This is a genomic window from Serratia sp. DD3 (genome assembly GCF_000496755.2).
Genome location: NZ_AYKS02000016.1, coordinates 27,780 through 45,101 on the forward strand (window position 1 = coordinate 27,780; position 17,322 = coordinate 45,101).

The 17,322-nt window shown below is 48.3% G+C and carries 14 protein-coding genes; 6 read left to right on the forward strand and 8 right to left on the reverse strand.

Features of this window, described 5'->3' with window-relative positions; genetic code table 11:
• Positions 1-841: 841 nt before the first annotated feature.
• From IO95_RS02005 to IO95_RS02030, 6 genes are all read right to left on the reverse strand, one after another.
• Positions 842-2,098, reverse strand: coding sequence for an MFS transporter (locus IO95_RS02005; RefSeq protein WP_023492430.1), 1,257 nt, complete (start codon positions 2,096-2,098; stop codon positions 842-844).
• Positions 2,099-2,480: 382 nt separating this feature from the next.
• Positions 2,481-3,362, reverse strand: a complete 882-nt coding sequence (gene glxR / locus IO95_RS02010) for a 2-hydroxy-3-oxopropionate reductase (protein ID WP_023492431.1) — start codon at positions 3,360-3,362, stop codon at positions 2,481-2,483.
• A gap of 10 nt (positions 3,363-3,372) precedes the next feature.
• Positions 3,373-4,152 carry a hydroxypyruvate isomerase gene (hyi, locus tag IO95_RS02015; RefSeq protein WP_023492432.1) on the reverse strand — a complete coding sequence of 260 codons (780 nt, stop codon included), beginning with the start codon at positions 4,150-4,152 and terminating at the stop codon, positions 3,373-3,375.
• A gap of 10 nt (positions 4,153-4,162) precedes the next feature.
• Positions 4,163-5,944: a glyoxylate carboligase gene (gene gcl / locus IO95_RS02020; RefSeq protein ID WP_023492434.1), complete on the reverse strand. Its 1,782-nt coding sequence runs from the start codon at positions 5,942-5,944 to the stop codon at positions 4,163-4,165.
• A 138-nt stretch (positions 5,945-6,082) separates the two neighbouring features.
• A complete protein-coding gene (locus IO95_RS02025; protein ID WP_023492436.1) occupies positions 6,083-6,898 on the reverse strand; it encodes an IclR family transcriptional regulator C-terminal domain-containing protein in 816 nt (271 codons plus the stop codon).
• Positions 6,899-7,074: 176 nt separating this feature from the next.
• On the reverse strand, positions 7,075-7,569 hold the full coding sequence (locus tag IO95_RS02030) for an ureidoglycolate lyase (RefSeq protein WP_037383612.1): 495 nt from the start codon (positions 7,567-7,569) through the stop codon (positions 7,075-7,077).
• 352 nt (positions 7,570-7,921) lie between these two features.
• Between IO95_RS02030 and allS the strand changes: the two genes are divergently transcribed.
• From allS to IO95_RS02045, 3 genes are all read left to right on the forward strand, one after another.
• Complete coding sequence (allS, locus tag IO95_RS02035; protein ID WP_023491006.1) at positions 7,922-8,836, forward strand: HTH-type transcriptional activator AllS; 915 nt, start codon at positions 7,922-7,924, stop codon at positions 8,834-8,836.
• Between the two features lie 82 nt (positions 8,837-8,918).
• Positions 8,919-9,836: an SPFH domain-containing protein gene (locus IO95_RS02040; RefSeq protein ID WP_023491007.1), complete on the forward strand. Its 918-nt coding sequence runs from the start codon at positions 8,919-8,921 to the stop codon at positions 9,834-9,836.
• 2 nt (positions 9,837-9,838) lie between these two features.
• Positions 9,839-10,297, forward strand: coding sequence for an NfeD family protein (locus IO95_RS02045; RefSeq protein WP_023491008.1), 459 nt, complete (start codon positions 9,839-9,841; stop codon positions 10,295-10,297).
• Here the strand turns inward: IO95_RS02045 and cueR are convergent.
• The gene (gene cueR, locus IO95_RS02050; protein WP_023491009.1) at positions 10,294-10,695 is read right to left on the reverse strand and encodes a Cu(I)-responsive transcriptional regulator; all 402 of its coding nucleotides are present in this window, start codon (positions 10,693-10,695) and stop codon (positions 10,294-10,296) included. The genes IO95_RS02045 and cueR overlap by 4 nt on opposite strands.
• A gap of 135 nt (positions 10,696-10,830) precedes the next feature.
• Here cueR and copA point away from each other — a divergent pair, with 135 nt between their 5' ends.
• The 3 genes from copA to ybaK all read left to right on the forward strand — a co-directional run bounded on the left by copA (position 10,831) and on the right by ybaK (position 15,371).
• Complete coding sequence (gene copA, locus IO95_RS02055; protein ID WP_023491010.1) at positions 10,831-13,590, forward strand: copper-exporting P-type ATPase CopA; 2,760 nt, start codon at positions 10,831-10,833, stop codon at positions 13,588-13,590.
• Positions 13,591-13,834: 244 nt separating this feature from the next.
• Entirely contained in the window at positions 13,835-14,647 is an 813-nt protein-coding gene (locus IO95_RS02060; RefSeq protein ID WP_023491011.1) for a TraB/GumN family protein, read from the forward strand.
• A 244-nt stretch (positions 14,648-14,891) separates the two neighbouring features.
• A complete protein-coding gene (gene ybaK / locus IO95_RS02065) occupies positions 14,892-15,371 on the forward strand; it encodes a Cys-tRNA(Pro)/Cys-tRNA(Cys) deacylase YbaK (protein WP_023491013.1) in 480 nt (159 codons plus the stop codon).
• Between the two features lie 237 nt (positions 15,372-15,608).
• On the opposite strand, the gene ushA is transcribed toward ybaK, so the two are convergent.
• Positions 15,609-17,261: a bifunctional UDP-sugar hydrolase/5'-nucleotidase UshA gene (gene ushA / locus IO95_RS02070; protein ID WP_023491015.1), complete on the reverse strand. Its 1,653-nt coding sequence runs from the start codon at positions 17,259-17,261 to the stop codon at positions 15,609-15,611.
• Between the last annotated feature and the right edge of the window lie 61 nt (positions 17,262-17,322).

The following is a 17,322-nucleotide window of genomic DNA, read 5'->3' on the forward strand; positions in this document are numbered from 1 at the left end:
GCAACTCAGCCGATGTTTATCACATCGGCTGATTTTTTATAGCGGGTTGATTGAAGCTGGTCTACACATTATTTAACTCAATGCTATTGCAAAAAACCAAACAATATAGATACCCTCATCCTAATCACAGCCTATCTTTCAATGGCACCCCACCATTATCTAAATAATTTTTTAAATTCCATTCAAGACTCATAAATAACAAGCAACAGGAAAACCATTATTATTAAAAAAAGACCCTCAGCAATAGACGCTAGTTAATTAAAACCTCAATCAACAATAAGTATCCGTACTCCAGTGCACTTTCATATTAGACAGTGACTACAGCTAAATAATTGTTCCTAATACCGCTACACTCTCCGATTTTGGTAGGCGGGAATGATCAGGAACGCCGATACGCCCTGACCATCTCCCTGGTGGCTCGTATCGCGCATCTCTTTAGGAATTCACTCATTGCCGCCTACAAGCAACTTAAGTTATTTGGGGTATAGCACAAAGATATACTCTGTATACTTCAATTAGCTTGGGGGTTGGTGACGCGCAAATACTCAGTTCAAAATCAGGCTTCACCCTAAAGGGCCAGCGCAAGCACTGTTCAAAAGGCTCTGTCTGGTATCAAGTATTTCGTTATAAGATTAAAAATCAGGAAGTGATATAGATGAGGTGTTAAATTTCTAAGTTAGTAGGTTGAGAGTTAATGCAACATATTAACTGGATTTAATTACCAAAAAATTATTGATCTCCTTCACGTAAAATGCCCAAGCATGCAAACATGCTTGGGCATAGTCGACAAGAAGATGCCTTTAAATAAAATCATGTGCGGTAAATTAGTATTTATTATGCTCTATGCTGGCTCAGTAATGTATTTTGTTTTCTTTCTTTGTAACACGACGATGACAAAAATTAGCGTCCCCGTCACCACCAAACCGGCTGAGATGATAAAACTTATCTCTTTCGAACCTGTGATATCTGAGATAAAACCAGTCAATGTTGGTGCTACGACCGCAGAACTCATACCAAAGAAATTAAACAGGCTGAATGCTCGCCCCAATTTTTTGGCGGAAGCAAGTTCGGAAACATAAGAAATTAAAATCGGGTCGACAGCCATTTTGCCCAGCAGTCCATATAACATAAGGCTAATCATCAGCATGGTGGTATTGGGTGATAACACCGTAAACGCCAACATTGACGCTGCCACAATCTCAAGTCCGATAATGATTTTAACCTTACTATCTTTATATTTATCTGATAGATAGCTAAAAAACAGTGCGCCGGGTACACCAACAAATGCAACCACAGCAGATGCAAATCCTATCTTACTCCCATCAAACCCTCTTTCTGTCTGAAGATAGGATGGCAACCAGGTAACAATCAGGTAGTAACCATAGCAGGTACAGAAGTAAAGAAAATAAATGCTGCATAAGATGCCAGAAAATAGCGGGGAATCTTTCTCTTCTGTTACGTCAACAGTTTGTTCTTTTTTCTTTTCTTCCTGTTTAACCAGGTTATCTTTTGATTTAGTTCGAATAACTAAAGTAAACACGCAAAGCATCGTAGTGAGAATAGCAGCAACAATAAACAAGACATTTTGCCATGCCAGCCCCATACTTTTCACCAATACGCTGGAACCAATTAAACCGATCCCCATACCAATGGCAGAACCACTGTTGATAATGGCGTTAGCGAGTGCTTTACGTTCTTTCGGAACATTAGCTGAAGAGAGCGAGTAGGCGGAACTAAAGAAAGAAGCACAACCGGCTCCCGCCAGTAGTGAACCACCATAGATCATCGTCATCCCAGTCGCTTTTGCAATGCATAGTGTGCCTAAAATAAAAAGCGTAAATCCGCACATTAGCATTATTTTTTGACCGAATTTATCGACCAAAATCCCACAAGGAATTTGCATGCTACAGTAGGCAAAGAAATAAAAACTCGCAATTGCACCTATTTCAGCATTACTCACATTTCCCATTGATGCTTGTATTTCAGGGTAAATAGGCGTAAGGACGGTCCGATAAATCCAAATCGCAACCCAACCTAGACTCATGACCATTACAATTTTTTTCCAGTAATCCATACTGGGTTTGTATTCTGTACTCATGACACTCTCCTTTTCATGAATTTATCATAAAATGACATTTCATAATTTTATCTTGTTAACATAATTTCTCGCACAGTCTGAGCTCAAACTTCGTTCATAAATTAAAAAATACTCGCGTGATATTTAAATTTACATATATCTAACAAATAGGTAAGTGTTCCTTTTCCATTCTTCAGAAAAAAATGTTAACATTAAATAATTAATTTAATATTTTCATTAATTAATTGTTAAACCATTCTCTATAAAAAAAGAATCATAAATAAATAGCCCAATAACCAGGTTCTACTAAACCTAAAATAATCATTTAAATAATTAATATACTCTCCAAGCTGCAGGCAAATAATAAAGACACCTGCAACTTGAGTGAGACAGCGACTACGAGTTAATCAGATACTTTATGGTTACCCATGATCTCCAAGGCTTGCACCAAAGCGGAATGGTCGAGATCTTTTGCGCCATGGGCAGCACAAAGATTAAATAGTTCCTGGCAAGTTGCGGTATTGGGCAAACTGAGTGCTAACGATTTTGCCCCGTGCAGTGCCAAATTAAGATCCTTCTGATGCAAGGAAATACGGAAACCTGGCTCGAATGTGCGCTTAATCATCCGCTCACCATGCACTTCCAGGATACGTGATGAAGCAAAGCCCCCCATTAACGCTTCTCGCACCCGCGCCGGATCGGCACCCGCTTTAGACGCAAAAATCAATGCTTCAGAAACGGCTTCAATGGTCAGCGCTACAATGATCTGGTTAGCGACTTTACAGGTCTGGCCATCCCCATTACCGCCAACCAAGGTGATGTTTTTCCCCATCAAGGCGAGCAGTGGTTTGACGCGCCCGAACACCGCTTCATCCCCCCCCACCATGATGGTTAATGAACCCTGCTTGGCACCCACTTCACCACCTGATACCGGTGCATCCAGATAATCTGCACCCAATTTATTGATTCGTTGAGCAAAACTTTTGGTATCCAGTGGTGAGATAGAACTCATGTCCACCAGGATCTTGTTTTTCAATTGTGCTTCAGCACAACCATTGGCAGCAAATAGCACCTGCTCAACCTGGGGAGTGTCTGGCACCATAATAAAAATAATATCTGCCAAGTCAGCCACTTGCTTCGGCGTTGCACAGGCAATGGCCCCTTTTTGCAGCAATGCTGCTGGCACCTGCCCCAAGGTATTGGCATATAACTGATGACCACCCTCGATCAGCTTTTCAGCCATTGGTGTTCCCATAATGCCCAAACCAATAAAGCCTAGTTTCATGATTCATCCCTCAATTTTGATATTTTTTAATCCATGACAGGCCAGCAGCGGTCGTTGTCGCCGGTTTGTATTCGCAACCTATCCAGCCGCTATAGCCCATTTGGTCCAGTGCACTGAAGATATAATCGTAATTAATTTCCCCACTTCCCGGCTCATGGCGGCCAGGATTATCAGCAACCTGGATATGCGCTATTTTATTCAATAGATTTTCCATGGTTTGGGTCAGTTCACCCTCCATACGCTGCATATGGTAAATATCGTATTGAATGAACAGATTGGGATTACCCACCCACTCCATCAGCTCTAAAGCCTGGCGAGTGGTTTGCAAATAGAATGCTGGCATATCGTATTTATTGATCGGCTCAACCAATAAGCGAATGTTTTCCTTAGCTAACTCTTTTGCTGCATAGCTCAGGTTAGCGACCACGATTTCATCAGTCTTATGCTGTGCCAGTGATTTGTCCGGGTTACCGATCAAACAGTTGATCTGTGTGCAACCTAATCCACGGGCATACTCCACTGCCATGCCCACACCGTCGCGGAACTCAGACTCTCGCCCTGGCAAACAGGCGATACCACGCTCACCAGCGGCCCAATCCCCTGCAGGGAGGTTTTGTAATACCTGTGTTAATTGGTTTTCCTCCAACGCCGTTCGTAATGCCTGCAATGGATAATCGTAAGGGAACATATACTCTATTGCCGTGAACCCTTGCTCTTTGGCACAGCGAAAGCGTTGTAGAAAGTCCACTTCGTTAAAGAGCATTGATAAATTAGCTGAAAACTTTGGCATAATTTTTTCCCTACTGGTATTTGAAGTAACTGACTGCCGTCGGCGCATCTTCTGGCGACTCGGCAACAGGTTCAAACTCTGTTACGTTATCCAGTTCGGTTCCCATCGAAATGTTAGTCACACGCTCCAGAATAATTTCCACCACCACTGGCACCTGGTGCTGGCGCATTAATTCTTCTGCTTGCTGGAATGCTGAGGCTATATTTTCAGGTTTAGTCACACGAATGCCCTTGCAGCCCAACCCTTCAACCACTTTGACGTGGTCAACGCCATACTCACCGATTTCCGGGGTATTGATATTTTCAAAAGCGAGTTGAACACAATAATCCATATCAAAACCGCGCTGAGACTGGCGAATTAACCCCAGATAGGCGTTGTTCACTAATACATGGATATAAGGCAGTTTGAATTGAGCACCGACGGCCAGTTCTTCGATCATAAACTGGAAGTCATAATCACCGGATAAGGCGACCACTTTGCGTTGCGGATCCGCAGCACAGACACCCAGCGCCGAAGGAATGGTCCAACCCAATGGGCCGGCCTGCCCAGCATTGATCCAGTGACGTGGTTTGAATACATGTAACAATTGCGCCGCAGCAATCTGCGAAAGCCCAATGGTGGTGACATAACAGGCATCACGCCCGAATGCCCGGTTCATTTCTTCATAGACGCGCTGAGGTTTGATCGGCACATTGTCGAAGTGGGTTTTGCGTAATAGCGTCCGCTTGCGTTGCAGGCAGGTTTCCACCCACTCGGTTCTGTTTGGCAATAGCCCTTGTTTTGAGCGCTCGCGAGCTCGCTCAACCAACATCTGCAAAGCCGTTTTGGCATCGGACACAATACCCAGGTCAGGGCAAATAACGCGACCAATCTGCGTCGGCTCAATATCAATATGAACGATCTTGCGGCCCGCAGTATATTTATCCACGGACCCGGTATGGCGGTTGGCCCAACGATTACCAATGCCTAATAGAAAATCTGAATCCAGCAGATTGGCATTACCATAACGATGGGAGGTTTGTAACCCAGCCATCCCTGCCATCAGCGTATGATCGTCAGGAATACAGCCCCAACCCATCAAGGTCGGGATCACTGGTGTATTGCAAATCTCCGCCAATTCCTGCAACAAATCGGCCGCATCGGCATTGAGGATACCCCCACCAGCAATAATCAATGGCTTGTGAGCAGCACACAACATGTCCAACGCTTTGTCGATCTGCGCTTGAGTGGCTGCGGGTTTATAGGCTCCCAGTGAGGAGTAGGTTTCCGGATCAAATTCGATCTCGGCCATTTGAACGTCATAAGGTAAATCCACCAGCACTGGACCAGGACGGCCAGAACGCATCAGATGGAACGCTTGTTGCAATACCCGGGGAACCAAAGCCGGTTCCAACACCGTCACGGCCATTTTAGTGACAGGCTTGGCGATTGATTCAATATCGACCGCTTGAAAATCTTCTTTATGCAAGCGTGCCCGTGGTGCTTGCCCAGTAATGCAAAGAATAGGAATAGAATCTGCCGAAGCTGAATAAAGCGCGGTAATCATATCCGTGCCTGCCGGCCCAGAAGTCCCCAGACACACGCCAATATTCCCCGGTTTAGCACGGGTATAACCTTCTGCCATATGAGAGGCACCTTCCACATGGCGCGCCAGGTAATGTTTGATTCCACCGTGCTTGCGCATCGCGTTATAAAAGGGGTTGATCGCCGCACCAGGTACGCCGAATGCCGTATTGACCCCCTCTTTTTCCAGCACATACATTGCCGCATCTACCGCTCGCATTATTGCCATCTCATCTTCTCCTGCTTTTTTGGAAAAATTTTCCAAATTGAAATTAAATTCAAAAAAAACCGTTTATTCAACAAACGGGAAGGCTAGTTCAGCCTGCAGCGGCTTGATTCAGCGGCTACAGGTGTTGTCATAGATGACTCAATGGTGACTGCGTGATTCTCCTAATGTCGTACTGATGTCATTAGCAACATCTCGCACCAGCTCCCCCAGTTCCTTAAAACGCTCACGACTCACACGCTCACTGGGCCCGGAAATAGAGATGGCCGCCACCACATTGTTGCTACGATCGAAAATCGCTGATGCCAGGCAATTGAGCCCTGCAGCATGCTCTTCAGCATCAATGGCGTACCCCCGGGCCAGCGATTGCGATAAATCTTTGCGCAATAAATTCACACTCGTCAGCGTATTCGGGGTAAAGGCGTGCAACCCTGTACGCACAATCAGATCCAGCATTTCCTCTTCTATCAGGGGATAGAGGAGCGCTTTCCCTGCCCCGGAAGCGTGTAACGGTAAGCGGCTACCCAGCGGAGCACACATTCGCACCATGGCCTGGCACTCACATTGGCGGATCAAGACCGCATCAAAGTTATTCCTGATGGCCAAGTTAGCTGTTTCACCTGATAACAGCATCAAACGACGCATAGGGGGACCTGCTACTGAAACCACGTCCCGGTCATTCATGTAAGCCGCCCCGACAGTGAACGCCTGGATCCCAATATGCCACCAACCTAATTGTGGATCCTGAAAAACAAATTCAGATTTTTCTAATACTTTCAATAATCTGAATGTCGTTGACAGCGGTAACCCTAACTTTTCGGATAACACGGAAACGGACGAGCTTCCTCCTGCATTGGCCAGAAACTGCAGGATCTCCAACCCTCGGTCCAATGCCTGGGCACCTTTCGTTGCTCCTGCATCTGTCGTTGGTCTTCCTTTTCTGCGTAGTTCGTTCATTCGGGCTTTCCTTTCTTAATTCAACTTAAGGTTTACCCGATATAGTATACCCATCCCCTTTCCAGTGGCAGCAATGTTGACTGATGTACGGTTTATGGTTATTTATACCCTTTCATCTCGCATTATTTGAATTACCTGAATGAACCCGGTGAAATAAATAATCTACTATCTAATGACTACTGGCTAATTACCACGCGATAAGGCTCAGGTAATTGACTGACGACACAGTTATCAGCACCACCACGATCTACTGTGAAAAAGTCAGTTACTTTACCGAAAGCAAATAAAGGATGATGCCAGACATTACGATGATAATTCACCCCTTGCCGACCATTAGTAATAAATGCACGTAAGGTATTAACTAATATTTCACCCTGTTCCCCCGCTTGCGCAACAATGACCACAAAGCGTTCCCCCTTCATCGGCATAAAGGCTTGGGATGACAGCGGGTGTTTCTCCAGTAGTGAGAACGTCATCGGCATATCACAAGGTTCCGAGCGATTGATACTCACCAGTACCCGGTGCCCATCAGTGACCTCTACTTTTGCAATATCATGATAGCGCTCCGTTTTCCCATCATTGATATGGTAAAAGGGGGTATCATCAGTCTGTAATACATCACCATAAGGTGCAAAGGCTCCAGGTGTGAGTTCAACAGCAATTAAATCCATCTATCTCTTCTCCAAACCATCTTAAAAAGGAACACCACCGAATGAGATCACTCTAAACAGGTCATGATTAATTTAAAAGTTAATATTGGAAAATTATTCCACAATATGACCAGCAGCACATTAATTTGCCACTATTTAAATTAGTCTATTAATAATAGAAATATTATCAAAGAATTTTAATCACCCAGCGCACATTAATAATTGAGTTGTTTTGTGCTGTATCTATCATAATAAACTGATAAATAGTGCTGAAAATCACGGAATCATGTGTAATGGCTAACCTAAGGAAGATAAGATAAGTAAATTCTCTTTCAATGAATGGAAACCATCGCTGCCGCGTTAAGGAAATAACATGCTGGATCACGAAACTATTCGATCATTTATTAAAGTGGCAGAGTGCCAGAGCTTTTCTCGCGCTGCAGAGTTACTCCACAAGACCACCGCTACCATCAGTTATCGCATCAAAACACTGGAAGAAAGTATCGGTACCCAACTCTTCATTCGCACCACCCGAAGCGTCAATCTGACTCCGGCCGGTGAATACCTGTTGGAACGTTGCAGCCAATGGCACAATTGGCTTGATTCTATGCCCAATGAACTGCGCCAAATTAATGATGGGATAGAACATCAGGTCAATATTGTTATCAATAATCTGCTCTATAATCCTGCCACGGTGGCCCAATTACTGGCCTACCTGCAACAACGCTACCCCTTTACCCAGTTCCATATCTCGCGCCAGGTTTATATGGGGGTATGGGATGCATTGTTGAACGAAGATTGTCACCTGGCCATTGGGGCGGCAGGCAATGAGTCGCTGGAAAATAGTATCAATGTACTGCCACTGGGCAAGATAGAGTGGGTATTTGCCATTGCACCACACCATCCGCTAGTGGGTGCCGTTGAGCCAATACCCGAGGATCAATTACGGCTTTACCCGGCAATCAATGTTGAAGATACTGCCCGCCATCTGGACAAGCGCATTGCCTGGTTACTCTCCGGTCAGCGTGAAATAAAAGTGCCGGATCTCCATACCAAACTGGAATGTCATTTACGCGGTGTCGGTATCGGTTTTTTACCCCGAACCTTATGCCAACCATACCTTGACAGAGAGGAACTGGTGCAGAAAAAACCGCTGCGCACACGCCAGCAATCCACATTATCATTGGCGTGGTCAAATCACCGAGGGGGGGAAGTCGTCAAAAGCATTATTGCGCTATTTCAATCCCATGACCCTCTTATCAAAGGGTTTACTTTACCTCTGGATTAATCGGGCGATTAGCCTGGAGAGATTAGGCTTTCTGTCTCCACTAGCGTAATATTAATTTAACTATCTAACCGGAGGTTGTTCCATGTTCGATTTTACCTTTTCCATCATCCCAATTTTGATTGTTATAGCGTTAATTGTCGCCTTTACCAGTGTAAAGATTGTGCCACAAGGCTATCAATGGACCGTGGAGCGTTTTGGTCGCTATACCAAAACACTGATGCCAGGTTTGAACCTGATGGTACCTTTTATTGATCGTGTTGGCCGTAAAATCAATATGATGGAGCAAGTGTTAGATATCCCTTCTCAAGAAATTATTTCACGTGATAATGCCAACGTGGCCATCGATGCGGTCTGTTTTATTCAGGTTGTTGATCCCGCACGTGCCGCCTATGAGGTCAGTAACCTCGAACTGGCGATCGTTAACTTAACCATGACCAACTTCCGTACTGTGCTCGGTTCAATGGAACTGGATGAAATGCTGTCACAGCGCGATAGCATCAACAGTCGTCTGTTGCATATCGTCGATGAGGCCACCAACCCTTGGGGGGTCAAAATCACCCGGATTGAAATCCGCGATGTTCGCCCACCCGCTGAATTGATTGCCTCGATGAACGCCCAGATGAAAGCCGAACGTACCAAACGTGCCGATATTCTGGAAGCGGAAGGGGTACGTCAGGCGGCCATTCTACGTGCCGAAGGTGAAAAGCAGTCACAAATTCTGAAAGCGGAAGGGGAACGTCAATCTGCGTTCCTGCAGGCTGAAGCCCGTGAGCGTGCCGCCGAAGCAGAAGCAAAAGCAACCCAACTGGTTTCTGACGCCATTGCCAGCGGTAATATTCAGGCAGTTAACTACTTTGTGGCCCAGAAATATACCGATGCACTGCAGAAGATCGGTTCAGCTGATAACAGCAAAGTCATTATGATGCCGTTGGATGCTAGCAGCTTGCTGGGTTCCATTGGTGGCATTGCCGAATTGCTAAAAGAGAGTAAAGGCAACTAATCATGCTTGAACAGATCACAGCGAACCCACAATGGTTCTGGATCACTCTCGGTGGCTTATTGCTGGCAGCAGAAATGCTGGGCGCTGCCGGTTATCTGCTGTGGAGTGGTGTGTCTGCGGTGGTGGTTGGCATCATTGTCTGGCTATTACCGCAGTTAGGCTGGGAGTGGCAAGGTGTTCTCTTCGCCGTGATGACCCTTATCGTTGCCTACCTGTGGTGGTACTGGCTACGCAGACGGCCAAAGTTCGCGGGCAGTTCACAGGTGCTAAACCAACGTAATCGCCAATTGATTGGCACCCGTGGGACCCTTACTGAAGCGATGCAGAATGGCTTTGGGCGCATCAATATCGGCGACAGCAGTTGGCGTGCTCAAGCCAATGAAGACCTCCCTGCAGGCACTGAAGTAGAAGTCATTGCCGTCGAAGGGGCGACGCTGGTGATTCGCGCTGTAACTCGTTAATGATTGTGACAGCAGCCTGCCAGATTATTAATAATCGGGCAGTCTGCGCCCTCGTTGCCCGGGCATTGTTCCGCTAGCGCCAATAATCGTTGGCGCATCTCCTCCAGTTCAGTGATATGCCGCTCAATATCTGCCACTTTCTGCAGCGTGCGTGCTTTTACATCCGCGCTATGGCGGGCGGGATCATTGAATAAAGTGACCAGTTCACGGCATTCATCAAGAGTGAACCCCACCAGACGTGCCTGGCGCAGCAGCGTTAGCTCTTCAACATGTTTGGTACTGTAACTGCGATAACCGTTATCGGTACGGATCGGTGCCGTTACCAAGCCTTTTTCTTCATAAAAACGAATGGCCTTGCTGGTCAAACCGGTTTTTTTGGCAACATCACTGATATTCATTTTTCCTCCTTGACCTTACCCTTGCGGGAAGGTTTAAGCTTCTCTTCAATGATACACCTAAGTTGACCGACTCGCCCTATTCACCGTATGACGAGTCTATCCCTATACCGTTATCTTGTTATCAGGAACCAGTCTATGTCACAGATTACCGTACTGGCGTTACAGGGCCTTTCCTGTATGCATTGTGCGCAACGGGTGAAAACAGCCCTGGAAAGCCGCACTGATGTCGAACAAGCAGAAGTGAATGTTCACTATGCCAAAGTAACGGGGAGCGCCCCGGCAACAGCATTAATCGACAGTGTTGTTGATGCTGGTTATCAGGCTAAAGTGGCCACGCAAGCAGATACCGAACTACAACTCTCCGGTCTCTCCTGTATGCACTGTGTGGGTAGCGCTCGTAAAGCACTGGAAGCACTGCCGGGTGTGATCGCCGCTGAGGTCACTCTTGAAGCGGCTAAAATCTACGGAGATACACCCGCAGAACAACTCATCGCGGCCATTGAACAGGCTGGGTATCACGCCACTCTGGTGGGGGAAAAGCTGGCAGGGGAAAACATTTCAGGAGAAAACATTGCAGGAGAAAAACATCACCCAAAAACTGAGCCGCTGACTGAATCTACCCCAACATTGCCGGAATCCCAGGCAGCGGCTCCCTCTTCCCCTCCGGTAACGGATACTGATGATGACAGTATTCAGTTGTTACTCAGCGGTATGACCTGCGCCAGTTGTGTCAACAAAGTCCAGCAGGCGTTGCAGAATGTCCCCGGGGTGACAACCGCACGGGTCAATTTAGCCGAACGCAGTGCACTGATTAGCGGCCATGCTGAGCCCAATGCCTTGGTGGCGGCAGTAGAAAAAGCCGGCTATGGTGCAGAACTGATTGCAGATGAAACTGAGCGTCGAGAGCGCCAGCAGCAGACGGCACAAGCCAGTATGAAGCGCTTCAGATGGCAGGCCGCCTTGGCGCTGGCACTCGGCGTTCCACTTATGGCTTGGGGCGTATTCGGTGGCAGTATGTCGCTAACACCAGAAACCCAGCGCCCGTGGATGATAGTCGGCATAATTACCTTGGTTGTGATGGTGTTGGCGGGTGGCCATTTTTATCGTAATGCCTGGCGCGCACTGATAAATGGCAGCGCCACCATGGATACACTGGTCGCCTTAGGCACCGGTGCAGCCTGGCTGTATTCCATTAGCGTTAATATTTGGCCGGAGTTCTTCCCCATGGAGGCCCGCCACCTTTATTACGAAGCCAGTGCAATGATTATCGGCTTGATTAATCTGGGCCACGCCATGGAACAACGGGCTCGGCAGCGATCTTCCCAAGCACTGGAACGCTTGTTGGATCTCACCCCCCCTAGCGCCCGAGTGGTCACTGAACAGGGGGAGAAAAGCATCCCGCTGGCAGAGGTGCAGTTGGGGATGACATTGCGGCTAACCACCGGTGACCGCATTCCTGTGGATGGTAAAATCATTCAGGGGGAGCTGTGGGTGGATGAAGCGATGTTGACCGGAGAGGCGATTCCACAGCAAAAAGGTGTGGGCGATACGGTACATGCCGGTACCGTGGTGGATGATGGTAGTGTGCTGTTCCACGCCGAGGCAGTCGGCAGCAAAACCACGCTAGCACGGATTATTAAACTGGTGCGTCAGGCGCAAAGTAGCAAGCCAGCCATCGGTCAGTTGGCTGACAAAATTTCGGCGGTGTTTGTGCCAACGGTGGTGGTGATCGCCTTGTTCAGTGCCGCTATCTGGTACTTTTTTGGCCCGCAACCTCAAGTGGTCTATACCCTGGTGATTGCCACCACCGTGCTGATTATTGCCTGCCCTTGTGCCTTGGGGTTGGCTACCCCCATGTCGATCATCGCTGGTGTGGGCCGTGCCGCAGAGTTCGGTGTGCTGGTGCGTGACGCTGATGCGCTGCAACAAGCCAGCAATCTCGATACGCTGGTGTTCGATAAAACCGGTACGCTGACGGAAGGCCAACCACGAGTGATGGAGATCATTACCTTTAACCAAGTGGACCAACAGCAAGCATTGAGTTGGGCCGCCGCGTTAGAGCAGGGAGCAAACCATCCGTTGGCCCGCGCGATTACGGAGCAGGCTAAAGGGCTGAGTTTACCGGTTGTCGAACAGTTCCGTACCTTGCGTGGAGCCGGTGTTAGCGGTGAGGTGGCTGGCGTGACATTGCTGTTGGGCAACACCCGGCTATTGCAGGAAAACCAGATCAATACGTCCCCCTTTGAGCAACAGATACAACAACAAGCAGAGCGTGGCATCACCCCTGTATTGCTAGCAGCCAATGGCAAACCGGCGGCCTTGTTTGCTATCCGCGACCCGTTGCGCAGTGACAGCGTTAGCGCCTTGCAGCGTCTGCATCAGCAAGGTTATCAGTTGGTGATGTTAACCGGTGATAACCCCCTCACTGCCAATGCGATTGCCAAAGAAGCAGGCATTGACCGCGTGATTGCCGGTGTCATGCCAGAAGGCAAAGCAGACGCTATCAAGCAACTGCAAGCTCAAGGCCACCGGGTAGCCATGGTGGGGGATGGTATCAACGATGCCCCGGCACTGGCGCAAGCTGACGTGGGGATCGCCATGGGTGGCGGCAGTGATATCGCCATTGAAACCGCCGCCATTACGTTAATGCGCCATAGTTTGCACGGTGTTGCTGACGCTCTGGCGTTATCAAAAGCCACACTGCGTAATATGAAGCAGAATCTGCTGGGGGCATTTATCTACAATACGCTCGGTATTCCCATTGCCGCCGGTATCCTGTACCCCATGACAGGTACATTGCTCAGCCCAGTGATTGCTGGGGCGGCAATGGCGCTCTCTTCGATTACTGTGGTCAGTAACGCCAACCGGTTATTGCGCTTTAAACCGAGGTCATAGACTGAAAAAGTGTCTGCGATACGTGCCCTTGGCTTTCTTGTTCGGTCGTTATACCCGTCAGCATTCAAGCTACAGCGGTGTTGGCTACATGTGTTCACCCTAGTCACATAGTTATCTATGCTCCTAGGGATTCACACGCTTGCCGCCTACCTGTAACTTGAATGAACTAAGGTAAAGCGTTTAGCATAAGAAAAGTCTTCCCCCTGCCCGGTTTTCGGGCAGGGAAAATCAGGAGCACTACGGCATGGGGCAATGGCTGCACCGCATCAAAAACTTTCTTGGTCTGCTCCCACCTCGGGCCTACACCTATCCGGCGGTGGATATGACGTTATCCGGCGGCAGGCAACTGCATCTGGTTGGTAGCATTCATATGGGGACCAGCAATATGTCACCGTTACCCCCCTACCTAATGACCCAGTTGCGTCAGGCTGATGCGTTGATCGTTGAAGCCGATATCAGCAGCCATACCCCATCCCCTTTTGGTGGTGGTGAAGTATGCCAACCGCTAGAACAGCGCCTTTCCCAGCAAGAATTCCATTGTTTACAGGCGTTATGTCAAGAGATCGGCGCCGATGCCACTACCTTTGCTACGCTGCCTGCCTGGCAGGTGGCGTTGATGATGCAGGCGCAACAAGCACAATTATTAGGATTACGTGCCGAGTACGGTATTGATTACCAGCTATTGCAAAGCGCCAAAGCACAGCAGATAACGGTGATTGAGCTTGAAGGTGCCGCAGAGCAACTGGCCATGCTGGAACAATTACCCCAAGGTGGGCTAGGATTATTGCAAGACACGCTGGAGCATTGGCGTACTAATGCCCGTTTGCTACAAACCATGGTGAGTTGGTGGCTGGATAGTAAGCCGAATGCCTTACCGGAAGCACTACCTTCTACTTTTAGTGCCGAGTTATATGACCTATTGATGCATTGCCGTAATCGTCATTGGCAACAAAAGTTGCAAGCCTTACCAGCGGGTAACTATGTGGTGGCAGTAGGTGCACTGCATCTATACGGTGATGGGAATTTGCCCGCACTGTTACAGGAAGGCTTGGCATAACTGGCATTGATATTCTGTACCCAAGTTCAATGAAATTGCAGGTAGGCGGCAACTGAGCGAAGCCCCAGGAGCTTACACAAGTAAGTGACTGGGGTGAGTGACAAATCCGCCTGGAGCGGATTTGAACGCTGCTTGCAGCGGCCCCGATAGGGGCGAGGTCCACGGACGGACCTCGTAACGCGGCCAACACCGCTGCAGCTTCATTGGTGACGGGATATTTCTCTTTATTTTGGGGCATAAGATTATGACACCGGCAGTGGTTCTGCTTGAAAAACAAAAAATCCCGTTCACGCTACATAGCTATCATCACGATAGTGAAGAAACCAATTTTGGTGACGAGGTAGTAAAGAAACTGGGGCTAAATGCCCAACAGGTCTATAAAACACTGCTCGTCTCCCTGAATGGTGACAGCAAAAATCTGGCGGTAGCCGTCACACCGGTAGCCACTCAATTGGATCTGAAAAAGGTCGCCAAAGCCTTAGGGGCCAAAAAAGCCGAAATGGCTGACCCGCTACTGGCTCAACGGGTGACGGGATATCTGGTGGGGGGGATCAGCCCGTTAGGGCAAAAGAAGCGCTTACCTACGGTGATTGACGCACCGGCGCAGCAATTTGCTACGATCTTTGTTTCTGGGGGCAAGCGTGGGCTGGATATTGAATTGGCGGCCAATGACCTCTGCCGTTTGTTATCGGGCTCTTTTGCCGAGATCGCCAAGCGGGACTAAGACGTATAAGGGCGGCGATTGCAGCGCAAAGTGACGCTCAATCTTTTGAATAGGTTAGGTTATCCTAGATTACCGCATCTAACGACATTACACGTTGAGGGTAATGCAACTGGGCATGATACGGAACGCCGACACGCCGTAAACCCCTCCCTGGGGGCTCGTATCGCGCATCCGTGCGCTCCACGGTCGGCTAACCTGCATCATGCCCATTCGAAGCAAAAACGCCTTACATTCAATTTAGTTATAAACTATTTCACCCTTGGGCTCATAAGCGGCCGCATCCAGCGGTGAGTGAGTCTCAATATACTGTTTCAAGACTTCCGCATCGATAAAACCGGTATTGACGTAACTTGGCAGGGTATCAACCTTCGGATAACCATCACCACCCAATGCGTTAAAACTCAGGGTTGCCATGCGATAGGTTTTATCTGCCTGTAGGGGTTCTCCCTTGATTTTTACCTTGCTGACCCCTTTACCGTCTGCCACCAAACTCACATTGGCAAACTGCGCATAGGCACCGGAGTCGACCTTCATATTGGCGACCACCGCCAAGTACTGCTCAACTTCACGGCCTTTCATATCCACATAGACCAGCGTATTACCGAAGGGCTGCACCTTAAGCACGTTTTTATAGGTAATATCACCAGCCTCAATGGAATCACGCACACCACCGCCGCTCATTACGGCAAAATCGGCATTGGCCCTTGCCATTTGTGCCGCCAATAACACCCGGGAAAGGTTGGTCTGTACAAAACGAACTTTACTGCGGTCTCCTTCCAACCGGCCATTAACGCTGCCAATCTTCACTTCCAGTTGGGTCTGGCCTTTATCCTGGAAAGGCGTTAATAACTTGACCATGGCAGGATCTTTGGTAATTTCCTGCGTGTAATAGACGCGCTCGCTGCTGCCGTCGGCTTTTTCGACCTTTTTCTTCAAGTTAACCGGGATCAACTGATAGTGCTTCAGTGTCAGTTCGCCATTGCGAAACTGGAAATCAGCACGGCCAACGTACTTACCCCATTCATGAGCCTGTACGATCCAGGTCCCATTTTGGCGATCCGGCGCGCAAGGCGTTCCGGGCACGTAATCCACCTGTTTATGATTTTCACTCGCCATACAGAGCGGGTCCTGCGAATGTCCGCCGACAATCAAGTCCAGGTAACCTGCGGGCAGGCTACGGGCCATTTCCACATCCCCCGGGGCATTGGAGCCATGATTGCCATTATCATAGTGCCCCATATGGGTTGCGGCGATAATCACATCCGGTTTTTCATCCTGACGTAACTGCTCTACCACCTGTTTGGCTTCCAGCGCAGGCACACGGAATTCAATATCGGTAAAATACTCTGGGTTGCCGATTTTTGCGGTGTCATCAGTGGTCAGGCCAATAACGGCAATCTTCACCCCTTGTTTGTCGAATAGCGCATAAGGTGCGAACAACCGCTGCTGAGTACTTTTCTGATAAATATTGGCGGATAACAACGGGAAGGAAGCCCACTTTTGCTGCTGGCGCAACACACTGAGTGGGTTATCAAATTCATGGTTGCCAATCGCCATCGCGTCATAACCAATCAGCGTCATACCACGAAAATCAGGTTCAGCATCCTGTAAATCAGACTCCGGTACACCGGTATTGATATCGCCACCGGATAATAACAGAACACTCCCCCCTTTAGCGGCCACTTCCTGGCGAATGCTATCCACCAGCGTTTTCTGTGCGGCCAAACCATATTCGTCATAGTCGTTCTGCCAGAAATGGCCATGATGATCGTTGGTATGCAAGATAGTGATATCGTAAGTTCTGTCTTTTTCCCAGGCATTGGCCGTTGCACAAAACAGCGCTAGGGAAACCAGCAGCCCATAAGTCGTGGTTTGAAGTGAAAAACGCATGGCAATTCTCCATTGTAAAAAATGGCGACCTCGGTGAGGTCAAAATTGTAACGTAAATTGA